The 23,751-nt window shown below is 34.5% G+C and carries 20 protein-coding genes and 2 pseudogenes; 19 read left to right on the forward strand and 3 right to left on the reverse strand.

Annotated elements, in window-relative coordinates; all coding sequences use genetic code 11:
- Window positions 1-397 precede the first annotated feature (397 nt).
- Window positions 398-2,518 (forward strand): autotransporter outer membrane beta-barrel domain-containing protein, encoded by a 2,121-nt coding sequence (locus tag LO744_RS01355; protein ID WP_230666629.1) that lies wholly within the window; start codon window positions 398-400, stop codon window positions 2,516-2,518.
- A 248-nt stretch (window positions 2,519-2,766) separates the two neighbouring features.
- On the opposite strand, the gene LO744_RS01360 is transcribed toward LO744_RS01355, so the two are convergent.
- The 3 genes from LO744_RS01360 to LO744_RS01370 are packed head-to-tail and all read right to left on the reverse strand — an operon-like array spanning window position 2,767 to window position 4,657.
- Window positions 2,767-3,219: a GNAT family N-acetyltransferase gene (locus LO744_RS01360; protein ID WP_230666631.1), complete on the reverse strand. Its 453-nt coding sequence runs from the start codon at window positions 3,217-3,219 to the stop codon at window positions 2,767-2,769.
- Window positions 3,212-3,835 carry a ribosome biogenesis GTP-binding protein YihA/YsxC gene (gene yihA, locus LO744_RS01365; protein ID WP_230666633.1) on the reverse strand — a complete coding sequence of 208 codons (624 nt, stop codon included), beginning with the start codon at window positions 3,833-3,835 and terminating at the stop codon, window positions 3,212-3,214. Before yihA ends, LO744_RS01360 begins: the two co-directional genes overlap by 8 nt.
- 60 nt (window positions 3,836-3,895) lie before the next feature.
- Window positions 3,896-4,657 (reverse strand): alpha/beta fold hydrolase, encoded by a 762-nt coding sequence (locus LO744_RS01370; RefSeq protein ID WP_230666635.1) that lies wholly within the window; start codon window positions 4,655-4,657, stop codon window positions 3,896-3,898.
- A gap of 269 nt (window positions 4,658-4,926) precedes the next feature.
- On the opposite strand from LO744_RS01370, the gene mraZ reads away from it, so the two are divergent.
- From mraZ to LO744_RS01460, 18 genes and pseudogenes are all read left to right on the forward strand, one after another.
- Window positions 4,927-5,385 carry a division/cell wall cluster transcriptional repressor MraZ gene (gene mraZ / locus LO744_RS01375; RefSeq protein ID WP_230666637.1) on the forward strand — a complete coding sequence of 153 codons (459 nt, stop codon included), beginning with the start codon at window positions 4,927-4,929 and terminating at the stop codon, window positions 5,383-5,385.
- Window positions 5,386-5,406: 21 nt separating this feature from the next.
- Entirely contained in the window at window positions 5,407-6,300 is an 894-nt protein-coding gene (gene rsmH / locus LO744_RS01380) for a 16S rRNA (cytosine(1402)-N(4))-methyltransferase RsmH (RefSeq protein WP_230666639.1), read from the forward strand.
- A gap of 72 nt (window positions 6,301-6,372) precedes the next feature.
- Entirely contained in the window at window positions 6,373-6,738 is a 366-nt protein-coding gene (locus LO744_RS01385; protein WP_230666641.1) for an FtsL-like putative cell division protein, read from the forward strand.
- Window positions 6,722-8,713: a penicillin-binding transpeptidase domain-containing protein gene (locus LO744_RS01390; protein WP_230666643.1), complete on the forward strand. Its 1,992-nt coding sequence runs from the start codon at window positions 6,722-6,724 to the stop codon at window positions 8,711-8,713. Before LO744_RS01385 ends, LO744_RS01390 begins: the two co-directional genes overlap by 17 nt.
- Before the next feature lie 72 nt (window positions 8,714-8,785).
- The gene (locus LO744_RS01395; protein WP_230666644.1) at window positions 8,786-10,246 is read left to right on the forward strand and encodes a UDP-N-acetylmuramoyl-L-alanyl-D-glutamate--2,6-diaminopimelate ligase; all 1,461 of its coding nucleotides are present in this window, start codon (window positions 8,786-8,788) and stop codon (window positions 10,244-10,246) included.
- Between the two features lie 50 nt (window positions 10,247-10,296).
- On the forward strand, window positions 10,297-10,674 hold the full coding sequence (locus LO744_RS01400) for a four helix bundle protein (protein WP_230666646.1): 378 nt from the start codon (window positions 10,297-10,299) through the stop codon (window positions 10,672-10,674).
- A gap of 36 nt (window positions 10,675-10,710) precedes the next feature.
- Window positions 10,711-11,952, forward strand: coding sequence for a phospho-N-acetylmuramoyl-pentapeptide-transferase (gene mraY, locus LO744_RS01405; RefSeq protein ID WP_230666648.1), 1,242 nt, complete (start codon window positions 10,711-10,713; stop codon window positions 11,950-11,952).
- A gap of 64 nt (window positions 11,953-12,016) precedes the next feature.
- Window positions 12,017-13,345, forward strand: coding sequence for a UDP-N-acetylmuramoyl-L-alanine--D-glutamate ligase (gene murD / locus LO744_RS01410; protein ID WP_230666650.1), 1,329 nt, complete (start codon window positions 12,017-12,019; stop codon window positions 13,343-13,345).
- A 72-nt stretch (window positions 13,346-13,417) separates the two neighbouring features.
- Window positions 13,418-14,656: an FtsW/RodA/SpoVE family cell cycle protein gene (locus tag LO744_RS01415; protein ID WP_230666652.1), complete on the forward strand. Its 1,239-nt coding sequence runs from the start codon at window positions 13,418-13,420 to the stop codon at window positions 14,654-14,656.
- A gap of 73 nt (window positions 14,657-14,729) precedes the next feature.
- Window positions 14,730-15,890: an undecaprenyldiphospho-muramoylpentapeptide beta-N-acetylglucosaminyltransferase gene (murG, locus tag LO744_RS01420; protein ID WP_230666654.1), complete on the forward strand. Its 1,161-nt coding sequence runs from the start codon at window positions 14,730-14,732 to the stop codon at window positions 15,888-15,890.
- 169 nt (window positions 15,891-16,059) lie between these two features.
- Complete coding sequence (gene murC / locus LO744_RS01425) at window positions 16,060-17,418, forward strand: UDP-N-acetylmuramate--L-alanine ligase (RefSeq protein ID WP_230666656.1); 1,359 nt, start codon at window positions 16,060-16,062, stop codon at window positions 17,416-17,418.
- A gap of 200 nt (window positions 17,419-17,618) precedes the next feature.
- Window positions 17,619-18,002, forward strand: a complete 384-nt coding sequence (locus tag LO744_RS01430; protein WP_230666658.1) for a GxxExxY protein — start codon at window positions 17,619-17,621, stop codon at window positions 18,000-18,002.
- 86 nt (window positions 18,003-18,088) lie between these two features.
- Window positions 18,089-18,211: pseudogene (locus LO744_RS01435) on the forward strand (GxxExxY protein); the annotation flags it as partial.
- Window positions 18,212-18,297: 86 nt separating this feature from the next.
- Window positions 18,298-18,420: pseudogene (locus LO744_RS01440) on the forward strand (GxxExxY protein); the annotation flags it as partial.
- A gap of 93 nt (window positions 18,421-18,513) precedes the next feature.
- A complete protein-coding gene (locus tag LO744_RS01445; RefSeq protein WP_230666662.1) occupies window positions 18,514-19,434 on the forward strand; it encodes a cell division protein FtsQ/DivIB in 921 nt (306 codons plus the stop codon).
- Between the two features lie 118 nt (window positions 19,435-19,552).
- Window positions 19,553-20,938 (forward strand): cell division protein FtsA, encoded by a 1,386-nt coding sequence (gene ftsA / locus LO744_RS01450; RefSeq protein WP_230666664.1) that lies wholly within the window; start codon window positions 19,553-19,555, stop codon window positions 20,936-20,938.
- Between the two features lie 82 nt (window positions 20,939-21,020).
- Complete coding sequence (gene ftsZ, locus LO744_RS01455) at window positions 21,021-22,931, forward strand: cell division protein FtsZ (protein WP_230666666.1); 1,911 nt, start codon at window positions 21,021-21,023, stop codon at window positions 22,929-22,931.
- A 176-nt stretch (window positions 22,932-23,107) separates the two neighbouring features.
- Window positions 23,108-23,554, forward strand: a complete 447-nt coding sequence (locus tag LO744_RS01460; RefSeq protein ID WP_079463379.1) for a GatB/YqeY domain-containing protein — start codon at window positions 23,108-23,110, stop codon at window positions 23,552-23,554.
- The last annotated feature ends 197 nt before the right edge of the window (window positions 23,555-23,751 follow it).

Consider the following 23,751-nt stretch of genomic DNA (forward strand, 5'->3'; position numbering starts at 1 on the left):
CCAGCTATTGTTTAGGAATGTAGGCGTTTATGCTCTTATGTTTGCAGTCTCAATGTTTGAACACAAAGAAAAATAATTTTAAAAATTCCCATTGTTATTTCTCTAAACATTGTACGATTCTAAAAACACCGTTTTATTATCCGGAGATAAAATAGTTTTAAAAATGAAAAATTTATTAAAAAAAACAGAAATGCTGAAAAAAAATATTTCGAACAAAAAAGCATGATTATTTAACTAAATGCTTATCACGATGAGTTTTATAAAAAACTTATTCTAAAACTAGACTGCCTACATTTTTGCAACTTTATTTCCTTCTTGTACTAGTTGGCGGCTAAACCATGAGACTCAAAGCTTGAGAAATATGTCTTTTGAGTAAAATTTTTTAAACACAGAAAAAATGAAAAAGCAAATATTTACAATATTGTTATTTTCTTCTGTACTTGCTTATTCGCAAGTCGGAATAAATACAGAAACTCCAAAAGCTACTTTGGATGTAACAGGTAAGCCTTCGGATATTTCTAAAATTGATGGTCTTATTGCCCCTAGACTTACTGGCTTAGAGCTTAAAGCTAAAGATGCTCTCTATGGTGCTGAGCAAAATGCAACTCTAATATATGTAACGGAGGCTTTAGTTGCTTCTGATACGAGTTCTAAAACAGCAAATGTGACGAGTATTGGATATTTTTATTTTGATGGAAATATCTGGCAAAAATTAACGGCAGCGAGTACGGGCAATGCCGGGAATGATTGGTCTCTTTTGGGTAACAGTGGTACAAACACCGATGTGTCTTCAGGTGTTCCAAATTTTATAGGAACCACCGATGCTGTAGATTTTGTGGTAAAAACAGACAATACAGAAAGAGAACGGATTTATAAAGCTGTTAATGCTGACAATTCTATCAAAAAAATTACAGGAGGAGACTTGAATGTGAACGGAATTACTGTAGGAAGAGGAAAGGGTAATAATTCTAATAATACAGTTGTCGGTTTACAGGGATTATCAGCAAATACAACGGGAGGTTTCAATACAGGCTTGGGTAGTTATGTATTGAGTGGTACTACTACGGGAACATCTAATGTTGCAATAGGTCATAGTTCTTTGTATGAAAATACAACAGGAGGAAGTAATGTATCTTTAGGAGCAAGCAGTTTGGTTTATAATACTACAGGAGGATCTAATGTCGCTATAGGTAAAAGTGCTTTGTCGAATCCACTTAATAAAACAGGAAGTCATAACATTGCAATTGGTACAACAACGGCAAATGCTCTAGAAGATGGTACAACGAATAATATAGCAATTGGTTCTCGCCAGCAATTAGCTAATGCAACAGGGAGTAATCAGCTTAATATTGGAGGTGTGATTTTTGGAACTGGACTTACGGGGAATGAAATAAACCCTGCCGGAAATATAGGAATTGGAACGAGTACTTTGAATCCCTATGCAAAACTGGACATTTCATCAAACAATCAAGGGATATTAACACCAAAGGTTAATCTTACAAGTATTACAATGGATTTGAATCCGGATGGGGATAATAATATAAGTAACCAGCCGGCAGGGCTATTGGTTTATAATAATGGAACAGCTTTGTCAAAGGGATATTATTTCTGGAACGGAACTGAATGGAGGGCTATTGATAGTAGTTCTGCAATATCTCCGTCAATTACTCAACTGCTTTGTTCGTCTGCCATTTTATCACCTTCTTCCTATACGGTGGGACAAGAATATACAGGAAACCTAAAAATTACCTATAGCGGAGGAAATGGAGGTTATTACTCTTCAGGAACTTCTGTTACTGTAAACGGTCTGGTTTTTACTTTGCGACCGGGTAAATTAGAATATGGTTCAGGGGAATTGGTATTCTCGGTTACATCTGCAGCTCCCACAGGACCTGTTTCAAATGATACAATGAATTTACCATTGAATTCAAGTCTTATTCCTTTTCTTACAGCGACTCAATCTTGTGCAGCTACAATCTTCAATCAAACTACGGCAGAAATAAAAACTATTGCAGCAGTGGGGTATGCAAGTCTTACTACTGATGCTAATGGAGCTATAGGACATACGTTTAGGCTAGCTACGCCAGATGGTCTTTATGCTATACGGGTATGGTTTAGAACAGCTACTCCTACAACATCGGCAAGACCACATGTACAGGTTTATAATAACTCTGGGCAATCAAAAACTTTGTACTGGAATTATAATACAACTTATGGGGGAAACATAGCTCAAACCGGAATATTACCGGTTCCTAGTGGAGTATGGGGTGGAGAAGAGGATCAAGGTAACAATTGGTATACACAAACGACAGGAAACGATATTAACTGGGGAAATGAAGGAATTATGGATGGTAATAATAATGGTCCTGAGTATAGAAGATATTCTTGGATTGATAACTCTGCAAATACCAAAGTGCAATATTCTGCTTACATTTATGCAGGGGCGCCTAACGGAGGGTCTACACGCCCTGATCAAACTAAGATATATATCAAAATTGAGCAGGTTACAGCACCATAAATAGATTAATTTCAAGTTTGAATTATTCCGAAAATTTAGAAACCATCTTCTTGGTTTTAAGCATAGTTTTTTTTCCATTAAAATTTGTGTTTTTCTGTGCCATAGGTATTGGTTTGCCTATGGCGCTTTTTTTAAAAAGACTGTTTTAATACGAATTAAAGCAAAACTAATCATCATTTTTTAAGTTTTTTATAATGAAAGCCAGAGTTTCTAAAACCCTGGCTTTTTATATGATGATGTAATCAGATTTATTTTCTAAACATTTCCGTATGCGGAATATTATCTTCCAAATATTTCTTGTCGGTTTCTTGAAATCCAAAACCAGAATAAAATCGCAAAAGATAGTCTTGTGCAGAAATTCTTACTTCAGAAGTTTTAAAGCGGTTTTCTATCGTTTCAACGGCATATTGTATCAATTGTTTGCCTAAGTTTTTTCCTCTTCCGTTTTCGGAGGTTAAAACTCTTCCTATAGAAGTTTCTTCGTATTTTATTCCTTTGTCAAAAATCCTGCAGTACGCCAATACGGTATGGTCTTCACGTTCTGCCCAAAGATGAAGTGCTTTTTGGTCGTATCCATCCAAGTCAGGATAAGGAGTGTCTTGCTCAACAACAAAAACATCTACTCTTGCTTTGATAATTTCATAAAGCTCAGGAGTAGTTAGTTCTTCAAAGCTTTTTATTTTCCAAACAATATTATTCATTAAAATTAACGCTATTATTTTCTAGAAACTCATTGGTGGTCTGTATGAAATTTAATATTTCATTACATCCAGCTTTCTTTTCGGCCGATGTAATATACAGTTCAGGTAGGTCTTCCCAGGTTTTATGCAACTCGATTTTATAATCTTCAACATTTTTTATGGCAATGTTGGGTTTCAATTTATCAGCTTTTGTGAAAACAATTGAAAACGGAACACCACTTTCACCACACCACTCGATAAATTCTAAATCAATTTTCTGTGGGCTGTGACGTGAATCTACCAAAACAAACAGATTTACAAGATTGTTTCTGTTTAAAATATAATTGTTGATTAGTTTTTCAAAATCTCTTCTCTGAACTTTTGATACTTTTGCGTATCCATAACCCGGTAAATCGGTAAGATACCAGTTTTCATTGATCAAAAAATGATTGATAAGCTGGGTTTTCCCTGGCGTACCTGATGTTTTTGCTAAATCTTTTCTGTTCATCATCGCATTGATTAATGATGATTTTCCTACATTTGATCTTCCTATGAAAGCATATTCCGGCAAATTGGGTTCTGGGCATTCCTGCCATTTTCCGCTGCTTTTTACAAAATCTGCTGTTTTTATAACCATTTTCTTGATTTTTTATTTAGAAAAATAAACCATTAAGAAAAGTCTTAATGGTTTATCGTTTTATACTTTGTCTTTTACCCAGTCGTAAAGAATTTCATTAAACTCATCGGGTTTTTCCATCATTGCTGCGTGCCCACATTTATCAATCCAGAATAAATCAGAATTTGGAATAAATTTGTGCATATCAATAGCTACTTCTGGCGGAGTTACATTGTCCTGTTTTCCCCAAATCAGACATGTTGGTCTTGAGATTTTAGGGAGGTCGTTGAGCATGTTGTGTTTGATGGCGCTCCTTGCTAGCATCACCGTTTTAATTCCTTTCATTCGGTCATTTACTACGCTGAAAACTTCATCTACCAACTCTTCAGTAGCTACCGAGGGATCATAGAAAACTTCTTCTGCCTTCTTTCTGATGTATGAACGGTCGTTTTTTCTTGGGAAACTGTCACCGAAAGCTCTTTCATATAAGCCCGAACTTCCTGTCAGTACAAGATTTTGTACAAGGTCTGGACGTGCTAAAGTTAAAATTAAACCTACATGGCCTCCCATAGAATTGCCTACAATGGTAACTGGTTTTCCAATATTGGTTTCTATAAATTTGATTACATATTTTGCAATCGTGGTGAGATTGGTATTGAGTACCGGCAAATCATAAATAGGTAATTGAGGAACGTAAACCTTAAATCCTTTTTCTGAAAAAAAATTCACCATTTTATCAAAATTACTCAATCCTCCCATCAGCCCATGCAAAAGCACAAGCGGGTGACCTTCTCCAGCCTCTATAAACGTATATTTCTTTTCTTTTTTTGTAATAAATCTCATAATGCCTCTCTAAGCCTTGCAAAAATACAAATTAAACACCAAAAAAATTTTGATATAACTAATATAAACTAAAAATAATATATGAAGACTATTGTTATGGTGTTTTTTACAATTCTTTTTGCTATGCCCTGAATACAATAGGACTTGCGCTAAATGGGGTAGGCTATTTTATCTCTCTGATATTCAATATTTAGTAAACTTATTAACATTAAGTCAAAAAGTGGGAAAAAGTGGGAGGATTTGGAAAAATATTTATAATTTTGTCCCAAATGAGGAATTTCATTGGAACATATGAATGCAAAATAGACGACAAGGGTCGCTTAAAAGTTCCTTCATCTCTTATAAAGCAGATGGAAGACTTTGAGGATAAAACCTTTGTGGTAAAGCGTTCTGTGTTTCAACCATGTCTTGAGGTTTACCCAATGAAAATGTGGGATAAGCTGATGGATAAGATAAATAAGCTGAATAAATTCATCAAAAAAAATGCTGATTTTATCAGAATGTTTACCGCCGGAGTGAAAACTGTGGAGCTGGATAGTGCTGGTAGACTGCAGATTTCGAAAGATCTTACCCTCTTTGCCGGTCTTCAGAAAGATATTGTGGTGACGAGTGCGGGAGAACTTTTTGAAATTTGGGATAAAGAAGCATATGAAAAGGTAATTGCAACCAATGAAGATGATTTTGCAAGCCTTGCAGAAGGAGTGATGGGAGCTTTTGATGAAGAATAATTAATTAAACACAAATATAACATGTATCATAACCCCGTTTTATTGAAGCAAAGTGTGGATGATTTGGTGACGAATCCTGACGGTATTTATGTTGACTGTACATTTGGTGGCGGTGGACATTCACGCGAAATTGTAAGCAGGCTTTCTGAAAAAGGAAAGCTATACGGTTTTGACCAAGATTTAGATGCGCTCAAAAATAATATCGATGATCCGAAATTTACATTAATCAATCAGAATTTCAGATTTCTTGAAAACTCTCTTTTAATGTATGGAGTGTCTAAAGTTGATGGTGTTTTAGCAGATCTTGGAGTTTCGTCTCATCAATTTGATGCAGGCGAAAGAGGCTTTTCTACGAGAAGCAATGCGCCGCTTGATATGAGAATGAATGTCATGCAGAGTCTTGATGCCAAAAAAGTAATCAATGATTATGAAGAAGAGGCTTTAGCGGATATTTTTTATTATTATGGTGAGTTGAGGGAAGCGAGAAAATTAGCTCGTGACATTGTTCATCACAGAAAAATTAAGACAATTGCAACCACTGAAGACCTGAAGAAACTGTTCAGTTACCTTCCGCCACATAAAGTGAATAAATTTTATGCGCAATTGTTTCAGGCAATAAGAATTGAGGTTAATCAGGAGCTTGATGTATTGAAGGAAATGCTGGTGCAGTCTTATAATGTTTTAAAACCGGGAGGTCGATTGGTGGTGATTTCTTATCATTCTCTGGAGGATCGTTTGGTGAAAAGGTTCTTGAAAAACGGAATGTTTGAAGGCGAGCCGCAACGTGATATCTATGGGAATTACGAAAAAACATTCGAGTTGGTAAAAACCAAAGCGATTATTCCTGATGATAAAGAAATTGAAGAAAACTCAAGAGCGAGAAGTGCTAAAATGAGAACAGGAATTAAATTATAAATAATGAGCAATGGGTAATAAGTAATTTATTAATAATTACACATTACTAATTACCTATTACTAAATAAACAAGTGGAAAAAAGAACAACAAATCGCCCTCAGAAAAGACTCACTTTTATAGATATTATAAAAGGAAACTTTCTGAATCGTGATGAAATAAAAATTCATTACAAATTTTTCTTGTTGTTGTTTATTTTAATGATGGCGATGATTTATAGCAATCATTTAGTCAATAAAAAAATAAAAATTGTTAACGCTTTAAAAGAAGAAACAGAAGAGTATAAATCGAGAAATGCTTACGCACAAAGCAAGCTCATAAAAGTAAAAATGGAATCTCAATTGGGCAAAGAAGTCGCCGCAGATTCGCTAATGACTTTAGAAAGTCACCCTCACAAATTGTTAATAAAATTAGACAGTAGTGATGCAAAAACAAAATGATTACGATAACAAAAGAAAAAAAACACTGCGATGGGGTTACCTCTTCGCAACTGTTGCTTTATGTGTATTCGTGATGTTTTTGGCTAGAATAGTTGTTCTTCAAAATACCAACGTTCAGGAAATTAAAGACGATTATATCAACAGCAATTACCGTACAGCAACTTTAAAGGCAGCTCGCGGAAATCTATTTGCTTCAGATGGATCTATTTTGGCAACTACGGTGATGCGTTATGATATTTTTCTTGATTTTAAAACGATAAAAGATACAGTTTACAGCAATAATATTGGTGCGTTGACAGATTCTTTAAGTAAAATGTTCGGAAAACCGAGAGCTGATTTCAGAAAAAGATTCGACGAACAGAAGAAAAAGAAAAATCAATATTACTCTTTAGTGAAGGGGTTAGATTTTGACCAATACGATAGAATTAGGAATTTTCCGATTTTTAAAAGAGGAAAAAATAAAGGCGGATTTATTGTTGACAGAAACTATAAAAGAGAACTTGCAACTTCAGAAATTGGTTCCGGAACAATAGGAATCGACAATGGGGTAGTAAAAGCTGGTCTTGAAGGTGCTTTCTCAAAATATCTTACCGGAACTGATGGAAGCAGATTAGAGCAAAGAGTTAACTCTTCTCAATGGAAACCAATTGATTTTTGGAAAGTAAATGAACCTACTGACGGAAAGGATGTTTACACAACTTTAGATCTTAGAATTCAGGATATTGCACATTCGGCATTAGAAAAACAGCTGATCAACTTTGAAGCAAAACACGGTACGGTAATCGTGATGGAGGTTGAAACAGGTAAAGTGAAAGCTTTGGTAAATTTAAGACAAACCGAACCGGGAGTTTACGAAGATGCTTACAATTATGCTTTAAAAGATAATATCGAGCCGGGTTCTACTTTTAAAACCATCTCACTTTTGGCAGCAATGGATGATGGTTTTATTGATGAAAATACAACGGTAGATGTTGGAAATGGAGTTTGGACCTATGCAAAACAGAGGATTTCTGATGGTCATGGTGGTGGAACTTACGATATCAGTGATGTTTTGGCAAAATCTAGTAACGTAGGAACTGCAAAGCTAATCACAAAATATTACGCAGAAAAGCCTCAAATTTTTCTTGATCATTTAAGAAGATGGAAACTATTTGATAAAATGGAAATTGAGCTACCGGGAATTACAAAGCCAAAAATAGTAACTCCGGAAAATAAAAGATGGAATGCAGCAACGTTGGCATCAATTGCTTACGGATACTCATCAAATATTAATCTTTTACAGTTAACAACTTTCTATAATGGGGTTGCCAATAAAGGGAAAATGGTAAAACCTCTTTTCATTGATAAAATAATGAAAGATGGGAAAACAATTTTTCAGGCGAAAGAAGAAGTAATTGTAAAGAAAATGGCATCAGATAAAGCAATTCAGATGATGACCAGTGCTTTAACAAAAGCGGTAGAAAAGGGAACAGGTAGAAGTATTTTTACTCCAAACCTAAAAATGGCAGGAAAAACAGGAACAGCAAGATTTGAATATTGGCTTCCTGGTCCAATGAAATATAGAGCTTCATTTGCTGGGTTTTATCCGGCAGATAATCCTAAGTATACTTGTTATGTGATGATTAGCGAGCCTAATACCGCAAAAAGTTTTTATGGGGGAACGGTTTCAGCACCGGTTTTTAAAGAAATTGCCGGAAAAACTTTCTTAAAAACACCTCAGAATATTGAGAAAGAAATGCTTGTCGACAGAAAGGTAAACCTTAATAAAATGGTGGAGCCTAATGTAAAAGTTACCGTTAGCAATAAGAAAATGCCAAGCATCGTTGGTTTAATCGGTAAAAACGTAATTCCACAATTAGAAAATTTGGGATATCGTGTAGACTTTAAAGGAGTGGGAAAAATTAAAGAACAATTCCCATTAGAAGGTACAACGATAAGCAAAAATCAGAGAATATATTTGTCTCTGCAGAATTAAAATAAAAAAAAAGAGTCCTGAAAGGACGATTTAATAAAGGATAGGTAATCCTATCAAATAAAAAACAAAGCAATGCAATTAGTTGAATTATTAAACAGAATTCCAGTTTTAGAAAGTCACGGTAATAATGATCGTGAGGTTTCTGCATTGGTTTTCGATAGTAGAAAAGTTTCCGAAGACTCATTGTATATTGCAGTAAAAGGAACAATTGCAGACGGACATTCATTTATTGCATCTTCTATTGAGAAAGGAGCAAAAACGATTGTTTGTGAAGAATTACCGAAAGATTTAGATGAAAATGTTACTTACATTAAAGTAAAAGACTCGTCTAAAACTTTAGGCCATCTGGCTTCCAATTTTTATGGAAACCCATCTCAAAATCTAAAACTAATTGGCGTTACAGGAACTAATGGAAAAACGTCTGTTTCTACTTTGCTTTTTGATGTATTTAAAAACTTAGGGTATACTTCAGCTTTATTGTCAACGGTAGAAATTAGAATTGGAGAAGAAATTATTCCTGCGACACACACAACGCCGGATGTGATTACCATCAATCAGATTTTAGCTAAAGCGGTGGAAGCAGGATGCGAGTTTGCTTTCATGGAAGTAAGCTCACACGGAATTTCTCAGAACAGAACGGAAGGTTTACATTTCAAAATTGCAGGATTTACCAATTTGACACACGACCATTTAGATTATCATAAAACGTTTGACGAATATTTGAAAACGAAAAAACGATTTTTTGATGAATTAAACGACGGAGCTATTGCCATCACCAATGTTGATGATAAAAACGGAAATGTGATGTTGCAAAATACCAAAGCAAAGAAAAAATCTTATGCTTTGAAAACAATTGCAGATTATCACGGAAGAACCTTGGAAGTTGATTTTAACGGAATGCTGTTAAACTTCAACGGAAAAGAATTCTGGACAACTTTGACTGGAAAGTTCAATGTTTACAATTTGCTTCTGGTTTTCGGAATTGCTTCAGAATTAGGCTTTCAGCAGGATGAGGTTCTTCAGGCAATTAGTGTTTTGAAAAGAGTTTCCGGAAGATTTGAAACCTTCAAGTCTGATGGTGGAATCTTCTTCATCGTAGATTACGCACACACACCAGATGCACTTGAAAATGTTTTAGACAGTATCAACGATATCAGAACTAAAAACGAAAGATTAATCACTGTTTTCGGTTGTGGAGGCGACAGAGATCACTCAAAAAGACCTGAAATGGGAAATATTGCTTCAAAGAAATCTACGTTGGCAATCATCACTTCAGACAATCCACGAACGGAAAATCCTACTGTCATTATTAAAGAAATTGAAGCAGGTGTTGAGCCTCAAAACTTCAGCAAATACACTTCAATTCCCGACAGAAGAGAAGCGATAAAAATGGCAATAAAATTTGCCGAGCCGAAAGATATTATTCTCGTAGCCGGAAAAGGTCACGAAAATTATCAGGAAATCAATGGTGTAAAGCATCATTTTGATGACAAAGAAGTAATCAGTGAGCTCTGGAAGCTTATGAGTAAATAAGATGAAGGATTGAAAGATTTAATTCATTTAAGAATTTAAAAAATTAAAAGATGACAAAAAATTTCGAAGATTTTCCTGTTTATCTGAAAAGTTTAGAATTAATTGAAAAAGTCTATCAATTTCTAAAATCTAAGGGTTTAGAAAAAGAATTTGAATTTAATAATCAAATTAAAAGAGCAAGTTTTTCAGTATCAAATAATATTGCAGAAGGCTCAGAATATAATAATAACAAGCAGTTTATTAAATATTTGAAAATTGCAAAGGGCAGTTGTGCCGAAGTTAGGAGTATGATGATTGTAAGTAAGAAATTGAAATTGGGAGAAGAAATTTTAGCAGATGAAATAATTAATCTGTCAAGAGAAGTATCATCTAATATTTCAAATTTTATTAAATATTTAAGTGTAAATATTGAAAAACCACAATCTTAAAATCTTTAAATAAATTAAATTTTTAAATCCAAAAGAATGCTATACTATCTATACGAATATCTAACAAGTCAAGGCATCCACATCCCCGGAATGGGAATGTTGAGGTACATTTCGTTTCGTGCAGGGATGGCAGTTTTGCTTTCACTAACGATTGCTTTGGTTTATGGGAAAAGTATCATCAATTATCTGCGAGGAAAACAGATGGGCGAGCTGGTGCGTGATCTTGGGTTAGACGGGCAAAAGCAAAAAGAAGGAACACCTACAATGGGAGGTTTCATTATTATTATTGCGACATTAATTCCGGTTTTACTGTTTACAAGAATTACCAATATCTACATCGTTCTTTTGATTATTACGGTAATTTGGATGGGAGCGATTGGTTTTATAGATGATTATTTAAAGAAAATAAAGAAGAATAAAGACGGATTAAGCGGGAAATTTAAAATTGTAGGTCAGGTTGGTTTAGGGCTAATTATCGGAGTTACAATGTATTTTCATCCCGATATTACGGTTAAAAGAAAATATGCAGATGCAAAAGTAGTCAACAGAAACAATGTTGAACAAAACTTTTCTCCTACAGAAAAAATTACGGTTTCTACCGTTCCTTTTACCAAAAATAATGAGTTCGATTACAGCGGAATATTATTTTGGATGAACGATAAAGATGCTCACGAATGGGCTTGGATTGTTTTTATTCCTATCGTTATTTTTATCGTTACAGCAGTATCAAACGGAGCTAATATTACTGATGGAATTGATGGGCTTGCCGCAGGAACGAGTACGATAATTCTGTTGGCACTTGCCTTTTTTGCATACGTCTCCGGAAACATCATTTTCGCAGATTATCTCAATATTATGTTCCTTCCGAATATGGGAGAAACCACCATTTTTGCCGTCGCCATGGTAGGTGCGGTAATTGGGTTTTTCTGGTATAATACCTATCCGGCTCAGGTTTTTATGGGCGACACGGGAAGTTTAATGCTGGGTGGTGTGATTGCTGTTTTAGCAGTTATTTTAAGAAAAGAATTGATGATTCCTGTATTGTGTGGGATTTTCTTAATTGAAAATGTCTCGGTAATGCTTCAGGTGGTTGTCTTTAAGTATAGAAAAAGAAAATTTGGGTTAGAATATGCCCAAAATAATAGATTATTTAAAATGTCTCCTTTACATCATCATTATCAGAAAGAAGGTTTTCACGAAAGTAAAATCGTTAACAGGATGATTATTATTGGTGTTATGTTGGCAATTGTGTGTCTCATTACATTGAAGATGAGATAAAAAATTAATTTAAAAATTGAAAGATTTAAGCATTAAATCTTTCAATCTCTAAATATAAAATTATATGAAAATAGTTGTTTTAGGAGGTGGCGAAAGCGGTTGTGGAGCTGCTTATTTGGCGAAGAAAAAAGGTCTGGAAGTATTTCTTTCAGATAAAAGTGCCATTAAAGAGCATTACAAACAATTTTTGACAGAAAATAATATTGAGTTTGAAGAGGGAAATCACAATGAAGAAAGAATTCTTAATGCAGATTGGATTGTAAAAAGCCCCGGAATTCCGAAAAAGACAGAAATAATCAATAAAATTCACCAGAAAGGTATTAGACTTTCTTCTGAAATAGAGTTTGCTTCAGAATTTACAGATGCCAAAATTATTGCCATCACAGGAAGCAACGGAAAAACGACAACGACGTCTTTAATTTACCATATCCTGAAAAACGACGGATTAAACGTAGGTCTAGGCGGAAACATTGGTCACAGCTTTGCAAAGCAGGTTGCCGATGAAAATCATGAATATTATGTTTTGGAAGTAAGTTCTTTCCAGCTAGATGATATTCAGAATTTCAGACCTTATATTTCTTTATTGCTGAATTTGTCTAAAGATCACCTCGATCAGTACAATTACGACTATGAAGAATATGCTTTGGCGAAATTCAGAATAACTGAAAATCAGGAGAATGATAATTTTTTCATCTACAATAAAGATGATGAAATGAGCAAAAATATTCTTGAGAAACTTGAAATTAAAGCGAAAATGATTCCTTTTTCAATGAATGAAAAATTGACTGAAGGAGGTTTTGTTGACGAAAATCAATTAGTAATCAAGCTAAAAGACGAGTTCTCTATGAAAGTTGACGAATTATCTTTATTGGGAAACCACAACGTAGCCAATAGTTTAGCCGCTTCAATTGCAGGTAAAATATTGGAAATCAATAATGAAAGTATCAGAAATTCTCTGATGACTTTTCAGGCAGTAGAGCATAGATTGGAATTTGTAGCTGAAATTGAGGGAGTAAAATATATCAATGACAGCAAAGCAACCAACGTAAATGCAGCATATTATGCTTTAGAAAGTATGAAAAATCCTACCGTTTGGATTGTTGGAGGCGTAGATAAAGGAAATGACTATGCCGAAATTGAAGATTTAGTTAAAAGAAAAGTAAAAGCAATTGTTTGCTTAGGTCTTGATAATGAAAAAATTATCGATTTCTTCAAAAACAAAAAAGAATTGATTTACAGTACTTCAAGTATGGAAGAAGCAGTAAAAGTATCAAAGTCATTATCAAAAAGCGGAGATACGGTTTTACTTTCACCTTGTTGTGCAAGTTTTGATCTTTTCAAAAGCTATGAAGACAGAGGCAATCAGTTTAAAGAGCAAGTGCTAAAAAATTAAGAATTAACAATGAATAGTTAAAAGTGAAAAGAAAAATTTTCATTATTAATTTTTCATTATTCATTTAATAACATGAACGAACAGAATATAGAAAACAGATTTGAATTTCTAAAGGGCGATAAAGTACTTTGGATGGTCATTCTTATGATCTCCATCTTCTCTATTTTCCCGGTATATTCTGCAAGTTCAAACCTTGAATATATTGTGAATAATGGGACCACCACTGGTCACGTGATGAAGCATATGTTCTTTGTGGTTTTAGGTTTGGCCATCATGCGATTGGTAGGAACGGTGAAGTACGAATACATGGGTAAGCTCAGCAGTATTATGTTGGGTTTAATGATTGTTTTGTTGATTGTAACAATGTTTACAGGGCAAACCATTGACGGAGCGAGTGCTTCAAGATGGCTGAAAATCCCGGGAACACCGATTTCATTTCAACCGTCGTCTTTTGCTTTTTTAATGTTGATTATTTATCTGTGTCGATATTTAACCAAGAAAATTACCCGAGAAAGACTTCCTATTGAGAATGTAATGTACATTTTTGGGCCTATTTTACTGGTTTTTGTGCTGGTCGCAAAAGATAATGGTTCTACGGCATTGATGATTTTAATGGTTTCGGTAATCGTTTTAGTAATCGGACAGCTGCACTGGAAATATATTGCAGGATTTATTTCGGCATCATTTATAGCGATTGCATTATTTTTATTAATTGCCTTAAATACCAATATGATTGGCGGAAACCGTGTTCATACATGGATGAGCCGTATCGAAACTTTCACATCAAGCAAAGCAAAATCTGCTGATGTAGATGATGAGAGTATAAAAGCAAAAAACTACCAGGTTATGCAGGCGAAAGCCGCCATCGTTCATGGTGGAATTACTGGAATGGGACCCGGGAAATCTGCTTTAAAACAAATGCTTCCGCAATCTGCATCCGATTTTATTTTTGCAGTAATTGTAGAAGAATATGGTTTAATAGGAGCCGGATTTCTCATCTGTATGTATCTGATTATGATTGTCCGGATTGTAATGATTGCGAGTAAAATGCCCGCATTTTTCGGCTCATTGCTCGTGCTCAGTCTCGGGGTGATGATTTTTATTCAGTTAGCCGTAAATATTGCCGTTGCTGTGAATTTGATTCCGGTTACAGGGCAGCCATTGCCGCTGATTAGTTACGGAGGAACATCGATGCTGGTAACCTACATTCAGCTTGGAATTATTTTAAATATAAGCTCAAGAATTCAGATATATGATGAAGAAGGAATGGGCAAAAAACAAAGCATTGTCGAAATAAACGACATTGCTTAAAGTCCTGAAAGGAAGATTTAACAAAGGATAGGATGCAATCCTATCAAAATAGAATCAATTAATTGATAATAAAATGAACAATCAATCAGCAAACAGCCAAAAGCCAAAAGCCATCCGCGTATTATTATCTGGAGGCGGAACGGGAGGACACATCTTCCCGGCAATTGCTATTGCAGATGAAATCAAAAGAAGATTTCCAGATGCTGAGTTTTTATTCATTGGAGCCAACGGAAAAATGGAAATGGAAAAAGTTCCACAAGCTGGTTATAAAATTGAGGGAATTGATATCGCAGGAATCGACAGAGGAAATATGCTATCTAATTTAGGTTTGCCTTTCAAAATTTTGAAAAGTTTATCTAAATCGAAAAGAATTATAAAAAGTTTTGCTCCCGATTTTGCAGTAGGAACAGGTGGCTTTGCAAGTGGACCAGCTTTGTATGAAGCAAGCAAAATGGGAATTCCGATTTTTATTCAGGAGCAGAATGCACATGCAGGAGTAACGAATAAAATTTTAAGTAAAAAGGCAAAAGCTGTTTTTACAGCTTATCCTAAAGTGGAAGGTTTTCCGGCTGAAAAAATAAAATTTTTGGGGAATCCGATTCGTGAGAATATTATTTCAGGAATGCAGGAAACATCTTCAGCTAAAGAAAAATTAGGTTTAGATAAAAATAAATTGACTATTCTCTCCGTGGGTGGTTCTTTAGGCTCAAGAACATTAAACAACGGTTGGAAAGAAAACCTTGAAAACCTGAAAGAAAAAGGCTATCAGTTAATCTGGCAAACCGGAAAATTAGATTATAAAGATATTGTTGATAGTTGTCAGTTGTCGGTTGATGGAAAATCTGACAACCAACAACCAACAACTGACAACCAAATTCAAATCAAAGAATTTATCAAGGATATGGAAACGGCTTATTCTGCAGCAGATGTCATTGTTTCCCGAGCAGGAGCGATTGCAATTTCAGAATTAGCGGTTGCACAGAAACCTGTTGTTTTGGTGCCTTTCCCTTTTGCGGCGGAAGACCATCAAACAAAAAATGCGATGAATCTGGTTGAAAAAAATGCAGCCAAAATGGTAAAAGATTCTGAAATGCAGGAGAAATTCTGGAATACATTATCAGAAATCTGCGAAAATGAAAACGTAAGAAAAGAAATGTCTGAAAATCTGAAATATTTTGCCAAACCCAATGCGGCAAAAGAGATTGTAGATGAGATTTTTAAAGAGATTAAGTAATATTAATGTTTGTCATTCTGAATGTAGTGCAGCGAAATGAAGAATCTAAATTGAGATTCCTCGTTCCTCGGAATGACAAAATGATGTTTAAAATAATAAAATAGAGATAAAAACGAATGAGAGGTTGTTAAATTTCAAATCTCAAACTTCAAATCTCAAATAAAACAGAATGAACAATTTAAAAACATATCAAAATTTTTACTTCGTGGGAATCGGAGGTATCGGGATGAGTGCTTTGGCGCGTTATTTTCATGCTTCGGGCAAAACAGTTTTGGGCTATGATAAAACCAATACAAAATTGACAACTGCTTTGATGAGCGAGGGAATTGATATTGTTTTTGAAGATGGTATTGACGAAAAAATTACGTCGCTTCAGAAAGAAGATACATTGGTGATTTATACTCCGGCAATTAAAAAGCTGGATATTTTAGATTATTTTAATGAACATCAATTTGAAGTTTTAAAGCGTGCTAAAGTTTTAGGTTTAATTACTCAAAACACAGATTGTATTGCAGTGGCAGGAACTCATGGAAAAACCACTACTTCAACTTTAGTAGCGCATTTGTGTAAAGAAGCAAACTTGCCTTTTTCATGTTTTTTAGGCGGAATTTCTGAGAATTTTAAATCTAATTTTCTATATAATGGTTCGCAGTATTCTGTGGTTGAAGCCGATGAATATGACAGAAGTTTCCTTAGCCTTTCTCCGGATTGGGCAGTGATTACTTCTACAGATGCCGATCATTTGGATATTTACGGTGATAAAAATACAATTGAAGAGGGTTTTAGACAGTTTGCAGCTTTAGTTCTGGAAGATAAGCAGCTTTTTGTAAGAAAAGGGATTGAAATAGGAAGAGCGCATAAAACGTATGCAGTTAATGAAGAAGCTGATTATTACTCAGATAATCTTCGTATGGATTATGATAAAATCTATTTCGATTTTCATACGCCAACAGAAACGATAAAAGATTTTGTTTGGGACGTTCCTGGAATTCACAATGTAGAAAATGCAACGGTTGCCTTGGCTATTCTTCATAATTTAGGAGTTGACTTCGACACTTTAAAAAAAGCAATTGCCAATTTTAAAGGAATTAAAAGAAGATATACAAAGCATATTTATCCAAGTGGTAAGATTTATATTGACGATTATGCACATCATCCGACTGAAATCAATGCAGTGATGGGTTCAATTAAAACGTTTTATCCGGATAAAAAATTATTGGTGGTTTTTCAGCCGCATTTGTTTAGCAGAACACGTGATTTTGCAGATGGTTTTGCAGAGAGTTTAGATAAGTCTGATGAATTGATTTTATTGGATATTTATCCGGCAAGAGAACTTCAGGAAAATTTTGAAGGCATTACTTCAAAATGGCTTTTAGAGAAAGTGAGTTTAGATAAAAAAGAGGTTTCTGATTTAGCAGAAGCTTTCAATAAAATAAAAGAAAAAGAATTTGATATTTTGCTTACCGTAGGTGCCGGAAATATAGATACGCTGTATGACCCGATTTGCGAGTGGCTGAGCGGGAAATAATTAGTTGAACACAGAGAACACAGAGGTATTTTTTATAATGCGAAAGAGGTTTCACAGAGCCGCTTCGCTTATAAAAGCATGAAAGTGACAGTTTTTACTATTTTATTCCTCTTACAAGCGAAGCGGCTTTGTGAGACTAATTAATAGGGTAAATTATAAAAACTTTGTGAACTTAGTGTTCAAAAAATAAAAACACCCAAATGAATGAAAATGAAATTTCCGCAATAGTAGTTGATTCAGGATTGAAAATTAACAAAGCACTAGGAGCCGGTTTATATGAAACGGTATATGAGCAGTGTCTTGAATATGAGTTGAAAAATAGAGGATTATTGGTTGAAAGACAAAAATTTCTTTCAATACAATATGAAAATTTAGAGGTTAAGAATGCTTTTAAAATTGATTTGCTAATTGAAAATAAGGTTGTTATCGAGATTAAAGCTCAGGAAGCTTTAGATAATTTTCACAATGCTCAATTATTAAATTATTTAAAATTGGGAAATTACAGATTAGGCTTATTATTAAATTTTAATTCTAAACTGTTTAAAACGGGAATTCAAAGAGTAATAAACGGATTTATAATATGATTGTTCAGCTTCTACAAGCGAAGCGGCTTAGTGAAACAAAAAAAAGAGATTAATAGAAAGAACTTTGTGAACTCTGTGTTCAAAAACAAAAAACAAGTTTATTAAATTATTTAAAATTAGGAAATTACAGATTAGGCTTATTATTAAATATTAATTCTAAACTGTTTAAAACGGGAATTCAAAGAGTAATAAACGGATATATAATATGATTGTTCAGCTTCTACAAGCGAAGCGGCTTAGTGAAACTAAAAAAGGAGATTAATAGAAAGAACTTTGTGAACTCTGTGTTCAAAAACAAAAAACAAGTTTATTAAATTATTTAAAATTGGGAAATTACAGATTAGGCTTATTATTAAATATTAATTCTAAACTGTTTAAAACGGGAATTCAAAGAGTAATAAACGGATATATAATATGATTGTTTAGCTTCTACAAGCGAAGCGGCTTAGTGAAACAAAAAAAAGGAGGTTAATAGAAAGAACTTTGTGAACTCTGTGTTCAAAAAAATAAAATGAAAAACAAGTACAGAATTTTAAAAATTGCCATCACAGTAATCATTCTTGGGTTCCTGCTGAGTTTCTCTTTGAAGAAATTTGGGGGTCAGAAGATTACGGACAATAAAATTTCTGTAAAAATGAATGAGAAAACTCCCGTATATTTTATTGATGAAAAAGATATTCGTGAGATTGTCAATAAAGAAAATCCATCAAGGAAAGTCGGAGATTTAAATATTCCGGAGCTGGAAAAGAAAATAAATGCTCTTCCTTCGGTTGACAGTGCGAATGTGTATTTAAATTTAAATGGAAAACTGAATTTAGATATCAAACAACGAGTTCCGGTTTTTAGGCTTAATTATAATGGAAAAGATTTTTATGTGGATGAAAAAGGCGTAGAATTTCCTATTTCCAGAACTTATTCTCATCCATGCATGCTGGTGACGGGTGATGTGAAAAAAGAGGAGTATGAAAAACTGGCTGAGTTGGTTGATAAAATTGACAAAGATGATTTCAGTAAAAAATATTTCATTGGAATCTCAAAATATAAAGACAGTTATAATCTTCTGACCAGTGAAGGAATTTATCGAGTGGAGATAGGAGATTTAGATAATATTGAATTAAAAGTAAAAGGTTTTAAAACTTTTGTAGAAAAATATCTGGTGTTTCAGGACCCGCAAAAATATAAGATGATTTCGGTAAAATATCAAAATCAGATTGTAACAACGCTGAATCCTTATTTTAAAGAAAATGATAGTATTTTAAAGGCGAGTCATAAAGATTTGGTAAAAGCTCCGGTTGCAGTTTCTTCCGTTAAAAAAGCAGAAATCAATCTAAAGCCGACAGTGAAAAAAGCGAGTTCGACTTCTTTAAAACCGAAAGAAAACACAAAACCAAAAGCGGTCGTCAAACCGAAAGCTAAGGTTAAAATAGAATAAAAAAAAGTCCTGAAGGGACGGATTAACAAAGAATAGGATAAAATCCTATCAAAATAAAATAGCAATTAAAATTGCCAAATATTAAAAAAAGTTGAATTAAATCAAATCAATATATACAATGGAAAATCAAGAGTATTCAGTAGGTCTTGACATCGGGACAACCAAGATTGTCGCCATTGTCGGAAGGAGGAATGCACACGGCAAGATAGAAATTCTCGGTGTCGGGAAGGCAAAGAGTCTAGGAGTTCATAAAGGTATTGTGAATAATATTTCGCAAACCATCAACTCTATTAAGGCAGCTGTGGCAGAAGCACAATCCAGTTCCGGAGTTCCTATTCATAAGGTCACTGTGGGGATTGCAGGGAAGCACATTCGCTCATTGCAGCACTCAGATTATATTATGCGCGAGAAGCCGGATAAATTTATCACAGACGACGACATCGAGGCATTAAAAGACCAGGTAAAAAAATTGGTAATGTTACCGGGAGAAGAGATTATTCATGTTCTTCCGCAAGAATATAAAGTAGATTCTGAAGGTGAAATTCAGGAGCCTGTTGGAATGCACGGAAAACGTCTGGAAGCCAACTTCCACGTTGTTGTAGGACAAATGGGAAGCATCAGAAACATTGCAAGATGCGTAAGAGAAGCTGGTTTAGAGATGGAGGCGCTTACTTTAGAGCCTTTAGCATCTTCTGAAGCTGTTTTGACTAAAGAAGAAAAAGAAGCAGGAGTAGCGATTGTAGACATCGGTGGTGGTACTACAGATATTGCTATTTTTAAAGATAATATTATTCGTCACACTTGTGTTATTCCTTACGGTGGTGGTATCATTACTGAAGATATTAAGGAAGGATGTTCCATTATAGAAAAGCACGCCGAGCAATTAAAGGTTAAGTTTGGTTCTGCAGTTCCTGAGTTGGAAAAAGACAGCACATTTGTAACGATTCCGGGACTACACGGTAGACCCGATAAAGAGATTTCTCTTAAAACTTTAGCACAGATTATCAATGCGAGAGTGGAAGAAATTTTGGAAATGGTCAATACAGAATTGAAAGCTTATGGAGCTTTCGAACAAAAGAAAAAACTGATTGCAGGAATTGTTTTGACAGGGGGTGGTTCAAATTTGAAGCATCTTCGTCAGCTGGCAAATTATACGACAGGTTTTGATAGTAGAATTGGTTTTGCAAATGAATACGTTGCGAATGATAAAAATCAGTATCTTAAAGGCCCGGAATTTGCAACTTCTATCGGTTTATTGATGGAAAGTTTAAAGATTAGAGATAAGAAAACAATTGCTGTAGAAGAAGAGGTTGAAGCTGAAGTTGAGAACAAAATTGAGCAAAATGTAGAGGAAATTAATAATAATGCTGAATCTCAAACTCTTGTAACACCTCAAGTAGAGGAAGAGGTTAAAGTTCCTGTACAAACATCAAGATCTTCGAAACCAACATTCGGACAGTCGCTGATGGAGAAAGTTAAAAAATTCTTTGAAGAAGTAGAATAAAAACTATAAATGATGCATGATAAGCGATGAATGATATTTTCATCAACGATCATAATCGATTATCAATTAGAAAAAATTAAATATGGAAAATATAGGCACACAAGGATTTTCATTTGATCTGCCAAAAGGAAATTCTTCGATCATCAAGGTTATCGGTGTAGGGGGCGGTGGAAATAACGCCCTAAAACACATGTACGAGAAAGGTATTCACGGGGTAGATTTCGTGATTTGTAATACCGATGCACAGACTTTAGATAATAATCCGGTTTCAAACAAAGTTCAGTTAGGAATTACCATTACTGAAGGTCTTGGAGCGGGTGCAGATCCTGAAGTAGGAGAAAAAGCGGCTATCGAAAGTATCGAAGAGATTAAAGCAGCAATGGGCCAAAATACCAAAATGGTATTCATCACTGCAGGAATGGGTGGTGGTACCGGTACCGGTGCAGCGCCAGTTATTGCTAAAGTGGCCAAAGATATGGGAATTCTTACGGTAGGTATTGTTACTGTACCTTTCAGTTTTGAAGGGAAAAGAAGACTTGATCAGGCTGAATTAGGACTTGATAAATTAAGAAATAATGTTGATTCATTAATTGTAATCAACAACGATAAATTAAGACAACAATTTGGTAACCTTGGGTTCAAACAAGGGTTCTCAAAAGCCGATGAAGTTTTAACTAATGCCGCAAAAGGAATGGCTGAGGTTATTACAGGTTATTTTGATGTAAACATTGACTTTAGAGATGCTAAATCTGTGCTTCAAAATTCTGGTACGGCATTGATGTCTACTGGTACAGCTTCAGGTGAAAATAAAGCCGAAGAAGCTGTAAGAAAAGCATTAGATTCTCCATTATTGAATGACAACAAAATTACAGGCGCAAGAAATGTACTATTGTTGATCAGAAGTGGTGTAGAAGAAGCTACCATGGACGAAATCGGAATCATCATGGATTATATCCAGAAAGAAGCAGGTCACACCGCTGATATTATCTTCGGGGTTGGTGCTGATGAAGAATTAGGTGATGCGGTAAGTGTATTGGTGATTGCTACAGGTTTTTCAAATGATAACCAAAAGTTTTCGGGTCCTACAGAGAAAATCAGAATTAGTTTAAATGATGCTTTGGAGGCTCCAAAATCTTCTCCTTTCAAAACAAGAGATGAGAGAGAGGTTGCACCAGAGCAAGGATATGACTTTGGAGGGAAAAATCTTTTCAGATTAGATGACGAAGATCATGACGGGCCACGTTTTAAAATGTCGTCATCTGAAAAAAAAATGATTATTGAGGATGAAAATGTAAAAACTGAAAGAAAGTTCTCTGATAGAGAGGAAGATACGTCAGAAAGCCATACTCAGGTTTGGAAAAATGAAGAATTAGACAATAATAACGATTCTCATTTGTTTTCTTTTGATGATGACCCTAATGATTTAGAAATTCAGTCTTTCTCTTTTGATTTTGAAAATAAGAGAGAAGAACCTACTGATAATTCTTTCAGCAATAGCTATTCTGACGAAAAAAAAGTTGAGTTTAACTTTACTGTTAATGAACCTCTTGTTGAGTCTAACTATGATTTTGGCCAGCCAAAAAACGAACTTGAATCTTCAGTAGTAATCGAGAGAAAAATAGAAGAAACCTTTCAGACAATGGAAACCTTCTATCAGACTCCTGAGCAGCCAAAAGTAGAAGAAAGATCACCCTTCCAGACTAGAGCAGAAATAGAAACACAGAAACAAGCCGATTCTGAATTTACTTTCGTCAATAAACCTGCAGAACAGGAAAGAGTGGTAGAGAGAAGAAATAAATTAAAAGAATTTAATTCTCGTTACCAGAATTTCGATATTGTGAATGAATTTGAATCTGTACCAGCCTTTAAAAGAAAAAATATTTCGATTGACGGTTCCAATGCGTCAGATCAAAATATCAACACGTATTTGTCTGATAACAACGGAAACATGCAGATCAGAGAAAATAGATTTTTAAATAAAGATGTAGACTAATTCAATTTGAAAATGGGCTAATTTGAGAATTTTAAAATTAGCGAGTTGTTAAAATAAAACAATTTTGTTGAGCTAAGCGAGTTTGTAATATGTTGATAATCATTTTTTAATTAAATGTTATCAAAGCATCAAGCATTTTCAAATTAATCCATTTTCAAATTTTCAAATTAATAATAATGAGTTTAGAATTAATAATAAGCGAAGCAATAAAAACAGCAATGAGAGCTAAAGACAGAGTGGCTTTAGATTCTTTGCGTGCTGTAAAATCTCAGATATTATTGCTGAAAACGGAAGCTTTAGGAGCTGAGGTTTCACCTGAACAGGAAATTGCAATTTTGCAGAGAATGATCAAACAACGTAAAGATTCTTACGAGCAGTTTACCGCTCAGGGAAGAAATGATTTGGCAGAAGTAGAAGAAGCTCAGATGAAAGTCATTGAGAAATTTTTACCTGCACAGTTATCTTCTGAAGAATTGGAAGCTGAAATTAAGCAGATAATTTCTGAAACAGGAGCTGAATCTATTAAAGATTTAGGAAAAGTAATGGGAATTGCTTCAAAAAATTTAGCCGGAAAATCTGATGGAAAAAGTATTTCCGAGATGGCTAAGAAGCTACTTTCATAAAGTTTCGGGGTTCGGGTTTTCAGTTTCGAGTTAAATTCTCGTACCACGTATCTCGCAACAATTAGGATATTCAACCTTTGCATATCGATTTGATTAACGAAGCCCGGAACTTTATGTTTCGGGCTTCATTTATTGTAAATACTTTATCGATGTTTTGTTATAAATTCTAAAAACTGAAGAGCAAACAAAGATAAAGG

The organism is Chryseobacterium turcicum (genome assembly GCF_021010565.1).
Classification (GTDB): Bacteria; Bacteroidota; Bacteroidia; order Flavobacteriales; family Weeksellaceae; genus Chryseobacterium; species Chryseobacterium turcicum.

What these genes read in the sequence shown, in the direction of transcription:
- LO744_RS01445 (WP_230666662.1), top strand. Translation starts at nt 18,514, where the DNA reads ATGAAAAACAAGTACAGAATTTTAAAAATTGCCATCACAGTAATCATT.
- yihA (WP_230666633.1), bottom strand. Translation starts at nt 3,835, where the DNA reads ATGGTTATAAAAACAGCAGATTTTGTAAAAAGCAGCGGAAAATGGCAG.
- murD (WP_230666650.1), top strand. Translation starts at nt 12,017, where the DNA reads ATGAAAATAGTTGTTTTAGGAGGTGGCGAAAGCGGTTGTGGAGCTGCT.
- LO744_RS01400 (WP_230666646.1), top strand. Translation starts at nt 10,297, where the DNA reads ATGACAAAAAATTTCGAAGATTTTCCTGTTTATCTGAAAAGTTTAGAA.
- murC (WP_230666656.1), top strand. Translation starts at nt 16,060, where the DNA reads ATGAACAATTTAAAAACATATCAAAATTTTTACTTCGTGGGAATCGGA.
- LO744_RS01360 (WP_230666631.1), bottom strand. Translation starts at nt 3,219, where the DNA reads ATGAATAATATTGTTTGGAAAATAAAAAGCTTTGAAGAACTAACTACT.
- LO744_RS01395 (WP_230666644.1), top strand. Translation starts at nt 8,786, where the DNA reads ATGCAATTAGTTGAATTATTAAACAGAATTCCAGTTTTAGAAAGTCAC.
- mraZ (WP_230666637.1), top strand. Translation starts at nt 4,927, where the DNA reads ATGAGGAATTTCATTGGAACATATGAATGCAAAATAGACGACAAGGGT.
- murG (WP_230666654.1), top strand. Translation starts at nt 14,730, where the DNA reads ATGAACAATCAATCAGCAAACAGCCAAAAGCCAAAAGCCATCCGCGTA.
- ftsA (WP_230666664.1), top strand. Translation starts at nt 19,553, where the DNA reads ATGGAAAATCAAGAGTATTCAGTAGGTCTTGACATCGGGACAACCAAG.
- LO744_RS01370 (WP_230666635.1), bottom strand. Translation starts at nt 4,657, where the DNA reads ATGAGATTTATTACAAAAAAAGAAAAGAAATATACGTTTATAGAGGCT.
- LO744_RS01460 (WP_079463379.1), top strand. Translation starts at nt 23,108, where the DNA reads ATGAGTTTAGAATTAATAATAAGCGAAGCAATAAAAACAGCAATGAGA.
- LO744_RS01430 (WP_230666658.1), top strand. Translation starts at nt 17,619, where the DNA reads ATGAATGAAAATGAAATTTCCGCAATAGTAGTTGATTCAGGATTGAAA.
- rsmH (WP_230666639.1), top strand. Translation starts at nt 5,407, where the DNA reads ATGTATCATAACCCCGTTTTATTGAAGCAAAGTGTGGATGATTTGGTG.
- LO744_RS01390 (WP_230666643.1), top strand. Translation starts at nt 6,722, where the DNA reads ATGCAAAAACAAAATGATTACGATAACAAAAGAAAAAAAACACTGCGA.
- LO744_RS01355 (WP_230666629.1), top strand. Translation starts at nt 398, where the DNA reads ATGAAAAAGCAAATATTTACAATATTGTTATTTTCTTCTGTACTTGCT.
- ftsZ (WP_230666666.1), top strand. Translation starts at nt 21,021, where the DNA reads ATGGAAAATATAGGCACACAAGGATTTTCATTTGATCTGCCAAAAGGA.
- mraY (WP_230666648.1), top strand. Translation starts at nt 10,711, where the DNA reads ATGCTATACTATCTATACGAATATCTAACAAGTCAAGGCATCCACATC.
- LO744_RS01415 (WP_230666652.1), top strand. Translation starts at nt 13,418, where the DNA reads ATGAACGAACAGAATATAGAAAACAGATTTGAATTTCTAAAGGGCGAT.